This is a genomic window from Sphingobium boeckii (assembly GCF_014199215.1).
Classification (GTDB): domain Bacteria; phylum Pseudomonadota; class Alphaproteobacteria; order Sphingomonadales; family Sphingomonadaceae; genus Sphingobium_A; species Sphingobium_A boeckii.
In genome coordinates this window covers 1-14,179 of sequence record NZ_JACIJC010000005.1, presented here as the reverse complement: position 1 = coordinate 14,179, position 14,179 = coordinate 1, and the positions used below count along the sequence as shown (strand labels likewise).

14 protein-coding genes and 1 tRNA gene are annotated in these 14,179 nt (G+C 62.2%); 6 read left to right on the top strand and 9 right to left on the bottom strand.

Translation table 11 applies throughout. The features are described from left to right. Nucleotides 1–64 precede the first annotated feature (64 nt). From FHS49_RS14535 to FHS49_RS14515, 5 genes are read right to left on the bottom strand one after another with little or no spacing between them, the layout of a single operon-like run. On the bottom strand, nt 65–1,867 hold the full coding sequence (locus FHS49_RS14535; RefSeq protein WP_184019907.1) for an acyl-CoA dehydrogenase C-terminal domain-containing protein: 1,803 nt from the start codon (nt 1,865–1,867) through the stop codon (nt 65–67). 31 nt (nt 1,868–1,898) lie between these two features. Continuing rightward, nucleotides 1,899–2,324: a MerR family transcriptional regulator gene (locus FHS49_RS14530; RefSeq protein ID WP_184019906.1), complete on the bottom strand. Its 426-nt coding sequence runs from the start codon at nt 2,322–2,324 to the stop codon at nt 1,899–1,901. A 47-nt stretch (nt 2,325–2,371) separates the two neighbouring features. Beyond that, the gene (locus FHS49_RS14525; protein WP_184019904.1) at nt 2,372–2,875 is read right to left on the bottom strand and encodes a hypothetical protein; all 504 of its coding nucleotides are present in this window, start codon (nt 2,873–2,875) and stop codon (nt 2,372–2,374) included. Continuing rightward, entirely contained in the window at nt 2,875–3,231 is a 357-nt protein-coding gene (hisI, locus tag FHS49_RS14520; RefSeq protein WP_184019902.1) for a phosphoribosyl-AMP cyclohydrolase, read from the bottom strand. The genes FHS49_RS14525 and hisI overlap by 1 nt, the downstream gene beginning before the upstream one ends. A gap of 53 nt (nt 3,232–3,284) precedes the next feature. Next, complete coding sequence (locus tag FHS49_RS14515; protein WP_184019900.1) at nt 3,285–3,464, bottom strand: hypothetical protein; 180 nt, start codon at nt 3,462–3,464, stop codon at nt 3,285–3,287. Between the two features lie 132 nt (nt 3,465–3,596). On the opposite strand from FHS49_RS14515, the gene purF reads away from it, so the two are divergent. The 3 genes from purF (at nt 3,597) to FHS49_RS14500 (ending at nt 6,305) form a co-directional block, all read left to right on the top strand. Continuing rightward, the gene (gene purF / locus FHS49_RS14510; protein ID WP_184019898.1) at nt 3,597–5,054 is read left to right on the top strand and encodes an amidophosphoribosyltransferase; all 1,458 of its coding nucleotides are present in this window, start codon (nt 3,597–3,599) and stop codon (nt 5,052–5,054) included. Nucleotides 5,055–5,144: 90 nt separating this feature from the next. Continuing rightward, complete coding sequence (locus tag FHS49_RS14505; protein ID WP_184019896.1) at nt 5,145–5,855, top strand: SDR family NAD(P)-dependent oxidoreductase; 711 nt, start codon at nt 5,145–5,147, stop codon at nt 5,853–5,855. Between the two features lie 102 nt (nt 5,856–5,957). Beyond that, nucleotides 5,958–6,305, top strand: a complete 348-nt coding sequence (locus tag FHS49_RS14500) for a PilZ domain-containing protein (RefSeq protein ID WP_184019894.1) — start codon at nt 5,958–5,960, stop codon at nt 6,303–6,305. A gap of 11 nt (nt 6,306–6,316) precedes the next feature. On the opposite strand, the gene FHS49_RS14495 is transcribed toward FHS49_RS14500, so the two are convergent. From FHS49_RS14495 to FHS49_RS14480, 4 genes are all read right to left on the bottom strand, one after another. Beyond that, nucleotides 6,317–7,564, bottom strand: coding sequence for a class I SAM-dependent methyltransferase (locus FHS49_RS14495; protein WP_425502708.1), 1,248 nt, complete (start codon nt 7,562–7,564; stop codon nt 6,317–6,319). A gap of 50 nt (nt 7,565–7,614) precedes the next feature. Then, a complete protein-coding gene (locus FHS49_RS14490) occupies nt 7,615–8,994 on the bottom strand; it encodes a cryptochrome/photolyase family protein (protein WP_184019892.1) in 1,380 nt (459 codons plus the stop codon). Nucleotides 8,995–9,049: 55 nt separating this feature from the next. Beyond that, nucleotides 9,050–10,078, bottom strand: a complete 1,029-nt coding sequence (locus FHS49_RS14485) for a 2-oxoacid:ferredoxin oxidoreductase subunit beta (RefSeq protein WP_184019890.1) — start codon at nt 10,076–10,078, stop codon at nt 9,050–9,052. Nucleotides 10,079–10,201: 123 nt separating this feature from the next. Beyond that, nucleotides 10,202–12,076, bottom strand: coding sequence for a 2-oxoacid:acceptor oxidoreductase subunit alpha (locus FHS49_RS14480; RefSeq protein WP_184019888.1), 1,875 nt, complete (start codon nt 12,074–12,076; stop codon nt 10,202–10,204). A 153-nt stretch (nt 12,077–12,229) separates the two neighbouring features. Here FHS49_RS14480 and aguB point away from each other — a divergent pair, with 153 nt between their 5' ends. The 3 genes from aguB to FHS49_RS14465 all read left to right on the top strand — a co-directional run bounded on the left by aguB (nt 12,230) and on the right by FHS49_RS14465 (nt 13,711). Then, nucleotides 12,230–13,078, top strand: coding sequence for an N-carbamoylputrescine amidase (aguB, locus tag FHS49_RS14475; RefSeq protein ID WP_184019886.1), 849 nt, complete (start codon nt 12,230–12,232; stop codon nt 13,076–13,078). A 3-nt stretch (nt 13,079–13,081) separates the two neighbouring features. Beyond that, a complete protein-coding gene (folK, locus tag FHS49_RS14470; RefSeq protein WP_184019884.1) occupies nt 13,082–13,603 on the top strand; it encodes a 2-amino-4-hydroxy-6-hydroxymethyldihydropteridine diphosphokinase in 522 nt (173 codons plus the stop codon). A gap of 32 nt (nt 13,604–13,635) precedes the next feature. Beyond that, nucleotides 13,636–13,711 (top strand) — tRNA-Lys (locus FHS49_RS14465). Nucleotides 13,712–14,179: the final 468 nt, after the last annotated feature.

Sequence of the window (14,179 nt, the reverse complement as noted above, 5' to 3'; positions counted from 1 at the left end):
CTCCCGCCATATCGAACCGCAGCGATGCGATGTCCAGCCACCTTTGCTGAGGCGGAGATACGGCCTAGGCGCTTTCGAACGCCTCCACCGGCAACGCCATCAGGCTTTCCGCGCCGCCTTCGATCTTGCGGCGCAGCGCGCCCGCATCGGGCATGATCCGCTCTGCGAAGAAGCGTGCGGTCATCAACTTGGCTTCGTGAAACGCCTTGTCGCCAGACCCCGCCTCGATCGCCGCCGCAGAGGCGCGCGCCATGCGCATCCACATCAGGCCCACCGAGACAATGCCCATGATGTGAAGATAGGCAGTGGCCCCCGCACCCGCATTGTTGGGATTGGCCATGCCATTCTGCATCAGCCACATCGTTGCCGCCTGAAGCTGGCCCAGCGCCTTTTCCAGCGCTTCCGCGATCCCGGCGGTCTTCGCGTCGGCCTTGCCCGCGGCCGCTTCCTCGCCCACGATCCTGAAGAACAATTGAACGGCGCGGCCGCCGTTCAGCGCGAGCTTCCGGCCGACCAGATCCATCGCCTGAACCCCGTTCGCGCCTTCGTAGATCATGGAAATGCGCGCATCGCGCACATACTGCTCCATGCCCCATTCCACGATATAGCCATGGCCGCCAAACACCTGCTGGCTGTTGGTGGCCACTTCATAGCCCTTGTCCGTGCCATAGCCCTTGATCACCGGGGTGAGCAGGCTGATCAGATCGTCCGCCTGCTGGCGGTCTTCCTCGGTGGCCGCCTTATGCGCCAAATCCACCTGAAGCGCGCCCCACAGGCACAGCGCGCGCAAGCCTTCGGTCAGCGCCTTGCCCTCCATCAGCATCCGCCGCACATCGGGGTGCACGAACAGCGTATCGGCTTTCTCATTGGGTTCGGCCGGCCCCGTCAGCGCGCGGCCCTGGCGACGATCCTTCGCATAATGGACCGCATTCTGATAGGCGATCTCGGCCTGCGATAGCCCCTGCACGCCCACGCCCAGCCGCGCCGCGTTCATCATGATGAACATCGCCGCCAGCCCCTTATTCTCCTCGCCCACCATGAAGCCGGTCGCGCCGTCATAATTGAGCAGGCAGGTGGCATTGCCGTGAATACCCATCTTATGCTCGATCGAGCCGCACGAGACGCCGTTGCGCGCGCCGAGCGAGCCATCCTCATTCACCAGGAATTTGGGGACGATGAACAGGCTGATGCCCTTGCTGCTATCCGGCGCGCCCGGCGTCTTGGCGAGCACCAGATGGATGATGTTGCTCGTCAGATCATGCTCGCCCGCGGAGATAAAGATCTTCGTCCCGGTGATCGCATAGGAGCCGTCAGCCTGCGGCACCGCGCGGGTACGAATCAAGCCGAGATCGGTGCCGCATTGCGGTTCGGTCAGGTTCATCGTGCCGGTCCATTCGCCCGACACCATTTTGGGCACATAGAGCGCCTTTTGCGCGTCCGAGCCTTTGGTCAGGATCGAGGCGACCGCGCCATTGGTGAGCCCGGAATACATGCCGAACCCCTGATTGGCCGAACTCACGAATTCCTCGACCGCGATCGCCAGCACATGGGGCAGCCCCTGCCCGCCAAAGGCCTCCGGTGCCGAGATGGCGGACCAGCCGGCTTCGGTGAACGCCTTATACGCGGCCTTGAAACCATCGGGCGTGGTCACCGATCCGTCGTCATGCCGGGTGCAGCCCTGCTGGTCGCCAATCTGGTTCAGCGGAAAGAGCACATCCTGCATGAAGCGCGCGCCCTCGCTCAGCACCGCATCCACCATATCAGGCGTGGCATTCTCAAAGCCCGGCAAATTGGTGTAGCGATCGAGGTTGACGACGGCATCAAGCACATAGCGGGTATCGCGGACAGGCGCGGTATAAACGGGCATCTCTTCTCTCCGGAACAACAGGGGGCCGAGTTCAGTCCGACTCGGCTTCAGCTTTTTCCACGGTGGCCACGAACCGTGTCAGTTCGTCGATCGCGGCGTCGATATCCTGCCGCTGACGCTTGAGCAGCGCCACACGGTCATTGCATTTTTCGATCGTCACCCGGCGCTGCACATGCCGGCCGTCGCCGATATCGTAGAGATCGATCATTTCACGGATTTCGCCAAGGCTGAAGCCCACGCGCTTGGCGCGCAATATCCAAGCAAGCCGCGCGCGATCACGCTTGGTATAGATCCGGCTCATGCCGCGCCGCATCGGTGCGATCAGCCCTTCATCCTCGTAAAAGCGCAAAGCGCGGGCGGTGACCCCGAATTCCTCTGACAGATCGGAGATGCTGTAGACATGCCGGTCCCGAATGTCCGGCGTATCGAGCGTTGCATGAGTCGAAGCATAGGCCATGAACGGATGTTAGTTGACGTTCACGTCAACGTCAATAAGCGCTATGGTCAGCCGTCGGTGCAGAGCGGCGCGCCGTCATTGTCACGCGCAGCCAGCGCGTCGGCGGGTTCAGCGCTCGATTTGCCCAAAGCGACGCCGGATATCGAATTGTCCCCCGTGCAATAGGATCCGCATCCTTGCGGCACAGCTCCGGGAATGCGCACTTCCTCGCCATCGAACGCCGCAGCGAAGCGGCAATCGCCCTTCCCCTCCAGCGTGATCATGAGCGCTTCCCCCTTGCGCTCGGCGCGGCCCTGCGCATGACATGCCACGTTGCGGCCAAGGTGAACGCTGATGCCGAGCCGGTAGCGGTCACCCGCGCCGATCAGGCACAATTTGTCCGTCGCCGCCTCGCCCACATGTTCGTAAAGCCCCTCGACAGGCGCAGTGGCAGGATCGGGAATGACGCCCGTTGCGATCGCGGCCGCCTCAAGATTGCCGCCCGCCCGATCGTCGGTCGCTGCGCCGGAGGAACAGCCCGCAAGCCATAGACAGGCGAGCCATATCCGCATCAATCGCGCACCAGCCGCCCGTTTTCGATCCGGCGGTAAAAGCAGCTCGGCGCGCCCGTATGACAGGCCGGCCCCGCCGGCTCGGCCTTGAGCCATATGCAATCCTGATCGCAATCCATGCGCATCTCGATGACGCGCAGCACATGACCGGATGTTTCGCCTTTTTTCCACAGGCGCGCGCGGCTGCGCGACCAGAAATGCGCTTCCTGTGTGGATTGGGTGAGCGCCAATGCCTCGGCATTCATATGCGCGACCATCAGGACTTCGCCGGAGGGCGAGGTCACGACCGCCGTGATCAGGCCATTGGCTTCATAATTGGGATCGAGCGTAATGCCCGTTTCGCGATCGCTGGTCATCAGCGCGATCTAGACCAAGCCCCGCCGCGCGGCAAATAAGTGTTAACTGTGTTTCAGATCCAGCTCGCCCGGCGCACGGTCTGATTGAAAAATTCCCGGTCCGCTTTCGGCTCATCGGAGATATTCGCATCAACGCAAGCGATGCGCGCCGCTTTTTCAGCGGCGCAGCCCTGCTTGATCAGAGCTTCGGACAGCAGGTCATTCCTGCTTTTGGTTCGTTCTTCGCGGGCCATTTTGCATTTTCTCCTGGCCCCCTGAACGCATGGACGGCCAAATCGCTCCCGGTAATTTTGTTACAATGGGGCGACAAAGGGGAAAGCCCTCCCTATATGCGCGGCTATCGCTCATGGCCGCAGGCGAATCATATGTTGACGACACACCCCTTCGATGACGACAAACTTCGGGAGGAGTGTGGGATCTTCGGAATATCGGGCGCTGAGACCGCTTCCGCCATGGTGGCGCTGGGTCTTCACGCGCTCCAGCACCGCGGTCAGGAAGCGGCTGGCATCACCAGTTTCGATGGACGGGATTTCCATACCCATCGCGCCATGGGCCATGTCGCCGGCAATTTCGATCGCGACGACATTATCCGCGGCCTGCCGGGCAGTACGGCGTGCGGCCATGTCCGCTATTCCACCACGGGTGAGACGGCGCTGCGCAACGTCCAGCCGCTTTATGCCGATCTCGCCTCGGGCGGGTTCGCGGTGGCGCACAATGGCAATATTTCCAATGCGATGAAGCTGAAGCGCAATCTGGTGCGCCGCGGCTCCATCTTCCAATCGACCTCCGACACCGAGACGATCATCCATCTGGTCGCCACTTCGACCTACCGGACCCTGCTCGACAAGTTCATTGATGCGCTCAAACAGATCGAGGGCGCTTATTCGCTGATCTGCATGACGCCCGAAGGAATGCTCGCCTGCCGCGATCCGCTCGGCATCCGCCCGCTCGTGATGGGCCGGCTGGACAAGGCGATCATCTTTGCATCCGAAACCGTCGCGCTCGATGTGGTGGGAGCCGAATATATCCGGAGCGTCGAGCCGGGCGAGTTGATCCTGGTGCGCGAGGGCGAAATCCAGTCGATCCGCCCGTTCGGTGCGGTCGCGCCACGCCCCTGCATCTTCGAACATGTCTATTTTTCGCGGCCCGATTCGATCGTTGACGGATCATCCGTCTATTCGGTGCGCAAGGCGATCGGTGCGCAGCTCGCCATCGAAAACCCGGTCGACGCCGATCTCGTCATTCCCGTCCCCGATTCGGGCGTTCCCGCCGCGATCGGCTATGCGCAGGAATCCGGGATCCCATTCGAACTGGGCATCATCCGTTCGCATTATGTGGGGCGCACCTTCATCCAGCCGGGTGACAAGGTCCGCCATCTGGGCGTGAAGCTCAAGCACAATGCCAATCGCGCGTTGATCACCGGCAAGAAGATCATTCTGGTCGATGATTCGATCGTGCGCGGCACGACATCGCTGAAAATCGTGCAGATGATGCGCGAAGCCGGCGCGACCGAGGTCCACATGCGCATCGCCAGCCCGCCGACGCGGCATAGCTGCTTTTACGGTGTCGATACGCCCGAACGCGCCAAATTGCTCGCCGCACAGATGAACGTCGCGCAGATGTGCGAATATATCCATGCCGATACGCTGGCATTCGTTTCCATCGACGGGCTTTACCGGGCGCTGGGCGAAGCGAAGCGTGCGGATATCCATCCGCAATATTGCGATGCCTGCTTCACGGGCGATTATCCGACGACGCTCACCGATCAGGATGATCTGGCACCCGAGGATCAATTCTCGATGCTGGCCGAACGCGTCAATTAGACATTAGAACCGTTTGTCCCGAGCGTAGTCGAGGGACGCGGGTGTGGCTCAACGTCCCTCGACTTCGCTCGGGACAAGCGGGAAAATGACATGACCACCCTCCCCCTTTCCGGAAAGCTCGCGCTCGTCACGGGCGCAAGCCGCGGCATCGGTGCCGCCACCGCCGAAGCGCTGGCAGCGCAGGGCGCGCATGTCGTGCTCACCGCGCGCACGGCAGGCGCGCTTGAAGAGTTGGAAGAACGAATCCATGCCGCTGGCGGCAGTGCGACGATCGCGCCGCTCGATCTGGCCGAAAGCGACAGCATCGCGCGGCTGGCCAGCGCGATTTCCGGCCGCTGGGAAGCGCTGGACGTGCTGGTGCTGAACGCCGCCATGCTCGGCACGCTCTCTCCGGTGACCGCCATCGACACCAAGGAATTCAACCAGATCCTCACGCTCAATCTGCTCGCGCAGCAGGCGCTGATCGCCAATTTCGATCCGATGCTGCGCAAGAGCCAGGCCGGACGCGTGATCGCGGTCACGTCCAGCGTCGGCGGCAGCCCCCGCGCCTTCTGGGGGGCTTATGGCGCGTCGAAAGCCGCGCTCGAAACGCTGGTGCTGGCCTATGGCGAGGAGGTCCGCAACATCAGCACGATCCGCACCGCGATCGTCGATCCCGGTGCCACCGCGACCGCGATGCGCGCACGCGCCTTTCCCGGCGAGGATGCGACGACGCTCAAAAGCCCGGTCGCTGTCGCCGATCGCATCCTGGCGATCGCAGCCGGGAACTTCGACACGGGTTATCGCGAACGCGTTAACTAGATTCGTCAATCATAGTCGAAGCAATTGCTGCGATAATCGGCATTCCCGTTAAGCTAACGCGTTTACCAATCCGGATAAGCGCGACATTGGGAGGGCTTGAAGATGACTTCGACCACGCAGATTGTCGGCCGTTATGCGCTCGCAGCCCAGGAAGACCGTTGCGCGCCGCGCATCCCCGTCTCCATCCCCGCCTCTCTCCGTGCGCCGGGATCGCATGGCTTCCCCGTCACCGTGACCGATCTGTCGCTGGGCGGCTTTGCCTGCGATGCGCTCACCAGTATGCGCGCGGGCACATTGTGCTGGCTCACCCTGCCCGGCCTTCACGGTCAGCAGGCCGAGGTGATCTGGAACAATGGCACCACCGTGGGCTGCGCCTTTGCGGACCTGCTCAATCCCGCCGTGCTGGACATGATCGTGATCCGCCACAGCCGCACCGGTTTCCGGGGCTGAGCGACAGTCGATCAGCGTTTGATCAGCGTCACCTGCGCCACCTCGATCCCGCCGCCGCGGAAACCGCCCTCGCAATACATCAGATAGTAGCGCCATAGATTGATGAAGCGCCGGTCGAATTGAGCGGGCAATCGTCCCAGCGCCGCGGCCGCATCGAAATTCACCCGCCAGCGTCTGAGCGTTTCGGCATAATGCAGGCCGAACCCGCGCCGGTCTTCCCACTCAAACCCCGTCTTTTCCACCAGCGCCCTGAACCGGCTTTCGGACATCAGCATTCCGCCGGGGAAGACATAAGCCTGAATGAAATCCATGCTTTCCGCATAACTTTCAAAGACATCATCGGCGATGCTGATATATTGTATTGCAGCGCGCCCGCCGGGTTTGAGCAGCCCATGCAGCGCGCGCAGATAGGTCTCCCAATATTCTCGCCCCACCGCCTCCACCATCTCGACGCTGGCGAGCGCGTCATATTGGCCCTTGGCGTCGCGATAATCGACCAGTTCGAAACGGGTCTTTGGGCCAAGCCCGGCACCGGCCATGCGCAATTCGGCAAAGCGCTTCTGCTCGATGGAAAGCGTGATGCCGGTAACGTCCACGCCATAGTCGCGTGCGGCCACTTCAGCGAGCCCGCCCCAGCCGCAGCCGATCTCGATCAGACGATCATCGGGCCTTAGCGCCAGGCGATCTAGCAACGCATGGATCTTGCGTGACTGAGCCGCCTCGAGAGGCTCGCTTTCCAGCAGAGCTTCATCAAACAAGGCACTGGAATAACTCATAGTTTTGTCGAGCCACGCGCTGTAGAAATCATTCCCTAGATCATAGTGAAATTCGATATTCCGCCGCGCGCCTTTGCGGTCATTGCGCCGCAAGGCGTGTCCGATGCGCTTGGCCAGCCGCGACAGCCCCCGCGCCCGCGCCGTGCCGCCAAGCCCGGCGCGATTGCGCATGAACAGATCGAACAGAGACACCGGATCGGGGCTGCTCCACTCCCCTTTTTCCCACGCCAGATACCATCCGGCCGAGCCCGAGCGGATCAGCCGCACCAGCGCCATCCAGCTCTTGAGTTTGACGATCACCTTCGGACCCGGTGCCCGACCGCCAAGCAGCCGCACGCTGCCATCGGGCAGCCAGCCCTCAAGCTCGCCCGCGTCCAGTCCGCGGTCTATCCGATCGAGAATGCGGTGGAAAAGCGGTGCCAGCAGTCGCGCCATCCGGGTGCCGCGCCGCAGCTTTCCTGAAATACCGTCATCCGCGTCCATCATGTCACCATGAAGCGGCGGCGAACCGGATGCAATCGTGCTTTATGCGATCAGGCTCGAGCTTCACGCGCGGCCGCCAGAGCGCGTTCCCGCGCTTCCCGGTGGCCGATGATCTTGGCCGGATAGCCCTTGGGTTTCAGCAGCCCAGCCTCTTCGGGATCGTGGATCGCATCGCCCTGCACATGCTTCAATTCGGGCACCCATGAACGGATATAATCCCCTGCATCGAACTTTTCCGATTGCACCAGTGGCGCCATGATCCGGCTGAACATATTGGCGTCGATCCCGGTGCCTGCCACCCACTGCCAGTTCACCGCATTGCTCCCGTAATCCGCGTCGACCAGCGTATCCCAGAACCAGCGCTCGCCGCGCCGCCAATCGATCAGGAGGTGCTTGATCAGGAAGCTCGCCGTAATCATCCGCACGCGATTGTGCATCCAGCCGGTCGCCCAGAGTTCGCGCATTCCCGCGTCGACGATCGGATAGCCGGTCATGCCCTTGGTCCAGGCCTCGAAATCGCGATCTGCATCAGCCCCGCTGCGCCATGGCAGGTCGTCGAATGCCTCGCGCCCGTTCCTGCGTCCATAATCGGGCAGCACTTCGATCACATTCGCGCCGAAATCGCGCCAGGCGATCTGGCGCAGAAACGGCTCCGCCTTAGTGCGCGCGGCCTTGGCGCAATGATGCCACACGGTGGCGGGAGAGATTTCCCCGAAATGAAGGTGCGGCGAGAGGCGCGACGTGCCTTCGCGGGACGGCAGATTGCGCGCCTCGTCATAATCTTCGATCTCGGGCAGAAAGCGTTTGAGTGCGGCTTTTGCGCCGGCCTCGCCCGGTGTCCATATATCGAAGCCCGTGGCCCAATCCGGTTTGGTCGGCAGCAGATTCCAGTCCGCCAGCGTGTCGCTCGCCAGCGCACCTTCGATCCCCGTCACCGCAGCCGGTGCCGACACTGGCAAGGGCGGCGGCATGTCACGGAGCAGAGCCTTCCAATAGGGCGTGAACATGCGGAACCGCCCGCCAGCGCCGGTGCGCAGATGATCCGGCGGGGTCAGGCGAGTGCCTTCGTGCAGCACCAGATCAAGTTTGCTGGCCAGCACGCGCTCCACGTCCTGCCACCAGGGTTCATAATGATGCAGCGCATGGACGGTCCTGGTCCCGGCCTCCTGCGCGAGCCGGATGATCTCCCGCGCCGCATCGCCCCGACGCAATACGAGCCTTAATCCTTTATGTTCAAGATCTTCGGATAAAGTGTTCAGGCTATGATGCAGCCACCATTTCTGCGCGCCGGCCATCGCCCAAGGCCCGCCGATCGTCTCATCATGCACATAGACCGGAATGACCGGACCATGCGCGGCGGCGGCTGCATAGGCAGGCTGATCGGAAAGGCGGAGATCCTGGCGGAGCCAGAGGATGACGGGAGCGGACATGGAATCTTGGTAGGGAAGGACGAAGGCCGCGCCTAGTCCTATCCCGTGGAGAGGTTCAGAGCGCGTGCGGCTCCTTGTCCACCTGCCAGGTCTGCCCCTTGCTCACCAGTTTTTGCAGATCGGGCAGTTTTCCCTGCGACGCCTCGGCATTCTGCGCGACCACCGCGCGCTCGAAGGTAGGCCGCGGATGGTCGAAGATCACCCCCAGCGCCACGGGAAAACCCTCTTCCGGCATCAATTCGATCAGCATCTGCGCCAGTCCCTTGTTGGTCTGATCATGTACGATCACGCCCGCTGCGGCCCAATCGCCATCCGCCACATCCACCACGCGCAGACGCAGCGCCGCATGATCGAGCGTCATCCCCTTGGTGCCGCCGTCGAACAGCATCGGCGCACCGTGCACCAGCCAGATCTGGTTCGCGGCAGCATTGGCCTTGTCGGTAAACCCTGAGAACACATCATCATTGTAGACGATACAATTCTGATAAATTTCGACAAAGCTGGAACCACGATGCGCGTGGGCCGCCTTCAGAACCTCGGGCAATTTCTTGTGCGTATCGATCCCCCGCGCCACGAACCGCGCGCCCGATCCCAAGGCGAAGCCGCAGGGCGAGGCGGGCCGGTCGACCGAGCCAAAGGGTGTGGAGGGCGATCGCGTCCCCACGCGCGATGTCGGAGAATATTGTCCTTTTGTAAGGCCATAGATCTCATTGTTGAAAAGCAATATCTGGCAATCAAGATTGCGGCGCAGCAGGTGCATCGTGTGATTGCCGCCGATCGACAGCGCATCGCCATCGCCGGTGATGATCCACACATCCAGTTCGGGGTTGGCGAGTTTCAGCCCCGTCGCCACGGCGGGCGCACGACCATGAATCGTGTGAAATCCATAGGTCTCGACATAATAAGGAAAGCGGCTGGAACAGCCGATGCCTGAGACGAACACGATATTCTCCGGGCGAGTCCCCAGTTCGGGCAAGGTCCGCTGCACCGCCTTCAACACCGCATAATCCCCACATCCGGGACACCAGCGCACCTCCTGATCGGTTTCGAAATCCTTGATGGTGAGCTTGGTCATCTCGTTCATGGTTTCACCTTGTTCTCGAAAGAACTCGTTTGTCCCGAGCGAAGTCGAGGGACGTTGGACCAAGCGCCACATCCCTCGACTTCGCTCGGGACAAACGGTGAATGAGGATCAGGCGAATTGAGCTCATTCGAGCGCCTCCTCAATCGCCGCTTCGATCTCATCGATCCGAAACGGTTGCCCCGAAACCTTGTTGAGCGGCCTGGCATCCACCAGAAACTGATCGCGCAGCACGGTCTTCAGTTGCCCCGTATTCATCTCGGGCACGATCACCTGATCATAGCCCCGCAGCAGGGCACCCAGATTGCGCGGCAAAGGCCAAATATGGCGAATATGGATATGGCTCACGTCATGCCCCCGCGCGCGCATCCGGCGCACGGCCTGATGGATCGGCCCGAAGGTGGAGCCCCAGCCGACCAGCGCGAGCCGTCCACCCGCTTCGCCCATGCAGACGTCCTGATCGGGGATGCTGTCCGCGATCCCCGCCACCTTGGCCTGGCGGATATCGGTCATCGCCTGATGGTTCGCCGCCTCATAATTGATATGGCCGGTGTCGACCTGCTTCTCGATCCCGCCGATGCGGTGCATCAGGCCCGGCGTCCCCGGCTTCACCCAGGGGCGCTTGAGCTTGTCGTCACGCGCATAGGGCTTGAACCCGCCCTCGGGCACATCCTCCTGAAACTGAACCGGGAATGGCGCATAACCCGCCATATCAGGCACTTTCCAGGGTTCGGCCGCATTCGCGATATAGCCATCGGTCAGCAGCATCACCGGGGTCATATATTGGGTCGCGATCCGCACCGCCTCGATCGCGCAATCGAAGGCATCCGCCGGCGAACGCGCCGCGATCACCGGCATGGGCGCATCACCATTGCGGCCATAGACCGCCTGATAGAGATCGCTCTGTTCGGTCTTGGTCGGCAGGCCGGTCGATGGCCCGCCGCGCTGCGAATTGACGATCACCAGCGGCAATTCGGTCATGATCGCAAGGCCGATCGCCTCGCCCTTCAGCGCGATCCCAGGGCCGGAAGAGGATGTCACGCCAAGCGACCCGGCATAACTCGCGCCAATCGCCGATGCGATCGCGGCAATCTCGTCCTCCGCCTGAAAGGTCGTCACGCCATATTCCTTCAGGCGCGAAAGATGATGCAGGATCGCCGAGGCCGGCGTGATGGGATAGCCGCCGAAGAACATCTTGAGCCCCGCCAGTTGCGTGCCCGCCACCAGCCCGAGCGAGATCGATTCAGCGCCCGTTACCGTGCGATACAGCCCCGGAGCCACGGGCGCGGGTGCCACATGATGCTGCCGGATCGCCCCGCCAAGCTCCGCGGTCTCGCCATAGGCATGGCCCGCATTCAGCGCGGCGACATTCGCGTCCGCCAGCACCGGTGCCTTGGCGAATTTATCGTGTAGCCACTGGATCAGCGGCGCGCGATCCCGATCGAACATCCACAGCGCCAGCCCGAGCGTCCACATATTCTTGCAGCGCAAAGCCTCTTTATTGCCCAGGCCGAACGGCTTCACCGCCTCCATCGTCAGCGCCGAGATATCGAAGCTGAGCAATTGCCAGCGCGCAAGCGATCCATCCTCCAGCGGGCTTTGCGCATAGCCGGCCTTGGCCAGATTGCGCGCCCCGAACTCGCCGGCATCGGCGATGATCAGCCCGCCGACCTTCAGCGATCCCACATTGGTCTTGAGCGCAGCCGGGTTCATCGCGACCAGCACGTCGGGCGCATCCCCCGCGGTCTCGATCGCGGTCGATCCGAAATTGATCTGGAAGGCGGACACGCCGAACAGCGTGCCCTGCGGCGCGCGGATTTCGGCGGGAAAATCGGGGAAAGTCGCCAGATCATTGCCGGCCAATGCGGTCGACAGCGTGAACTGCCCCCCGGTCAATTGCATCCCGTCCCCGCTATCACCCGCAAAGCGGACGACGATGGATTCCGGCACCGGGTGTGAGCCTGCCTCTTCTAGGCTCACATCATGAACTGCTGACGCCATGGTCACGCATCCTGATGTTTTATGTTTCTGGGCAAGATGATAGGCCGGATCATCGGGACGGCAAGCATAAATCATGCGCGGCCGCCGCAATGCGCTCTTGGAGGGGCGGCTGCCACGCCCTATGTCCGCCACAGACTTTCAAAAGGCTCCCCGATGACCGAAATCACCGTCGCCGCGCTGCAACTGGCTCTGAGCGAAGATATGGATGCCAATATCGCGGCAGTCTCCGCCCTGGTGCGCGATGCGGCGGCGCGCGGTGCCAAGGTCATCCTGCCGCCCGAACTCTTCGAAGGCCCCTATTTCTGCCAGGTGGAAGATGAAGCGCTGTTCGCCCGCGCGCAGCCGGTGGAGCGGCATCCCGCGGTGCGCGCGATGCAGGCGCTTGCCGCCGAACTGAAGGTGTTCATCCCCACCAGTTTCTTCGAGGCCGATGGCCCGCATCATTATAACAGCCTGGCGATGATCGACGACGCGGGCCAGGTGATGGGCGTCTATCGCAAGAGCCATATTCCCGATGGACCCGGCTATGAGGAAAAATATTATTTCCGCCCCGGCAATACCGGCTTCAAGGTCTGGCCCACGCCCTATGGCAATATCGGCATCGGCATCTGCTGGGATCAATGGTATCCCGAAACCGCGCGCGCGCTGATGCTGATGGGCGCTGACATATTGATGTTCCCCACCGCCATCGGCTCCGAACCCTATGATCCGGGCCTCGACACCAGCCGCATGTGGCAGCGCGCGATGGTCGGCCACAGCGTCTCCAACGTCGTCCCCGTGATCGCCGCCAATCGCATCGGCAACGAGAATGGCCAGAATTTCTACGGTCACAGCTTCATCGCGGACGAGCATGGCGATTATCTCGCCAGCTTCGGCACGGAAGAGACCGGCGCGCTGGTGGCAACGATCGATCTGGACGTCGTCAAGACGCACCGCGCCGGCTTCGGCTTCTTCCGCGATCGGCGGCCGGATCTCTATGGGCGGCTGACGCAGGATATCTGAGCCGTGCCCTCCTCGGCGGACCGCTGGTCCTATCTTGTCGCTCTGGGATCGAACCGCTGCCACGGCCGCCATGGTACGCCTGACCGCGTAATCGCCGCGGCGCGCGACGCGATCGCCGATGCGGGGCTCGATATCGTCCATGCCGCGCAGGTCGTCACCACGCCGCCGCTTGGCCCCTCGATCCGCCGCTATGCCAATGCCGCCGTGCTGATCGAAAGCGCATTGACCCCGCCCGCCCTGCTGACTCGCCTGAAAGCGATCGAGCGCGCCTTTGGCCGCCGCTCCGGTCGCCGCTGGGGGGCGCGGGTGATCGATCTGGATATCATCCTGTGGTCCGGCGGAATCTGGGCCAGCCCCGGCCTCTCCATCCCCCATCCCGCCTTTCGGGATCGCCGGTTCGTGCTCGATCCGCTGGCGGCGATCGCGGCCGACTGGCGCGATCCGGTGACCGGCCTCGCCGTGCGCCACCTCCTATCGCGCCTGAAACACAACAGCCCGGTTGACCCCACGCCTCCCGCCCCCTAGGGGAACCGCCTTGCCAGTGAAATACTGCGCAGGGGCCCTTAGCTCAGTCGGTAGAGCAACTGACTTTTAATCAGTAGGTCGCTGGTTCGAACCCAGCAGGGCTCACCATATTTTTCAAGCACTTAGCGAAAATTGAGACTTGGGACTAATATCCCATGTCCGTCTGGTGTCCGTCAGCGGATGTTTTTCGGAAACCTTGTATATCCTAGGGTTGCGAGGGCTCCCGACCTTGCCTCGGCAAGTTTCGCACGGGTTTTATGATACCAGTCGCCAGCGTAGGCATTCCGCGCGCTTGCCGCTTTCCCCTCTGGCGTTCGCGGGCCGGTTGACGACGCCCAAGGCCGCGTCTGCCTGATAATCTCTGCTTGCTTTGCCCGTCGCTCTGGGGACCATGCCGATCTTGTGCCCACGCCTCTATCTCCTGTTCAGTTCGTTATGGGTGGTTATGCCGCTCCCTTCTCCGTGCTACAAGCAAGGAGTGGCTGTTGATTGCTGCTGAGAAGTGACCCGGGGTTTTCATCGAGAAGTGACCCGTCTGTAGGTTATGTTTCGAGTTTCATTGGTGGGTCAAGATGG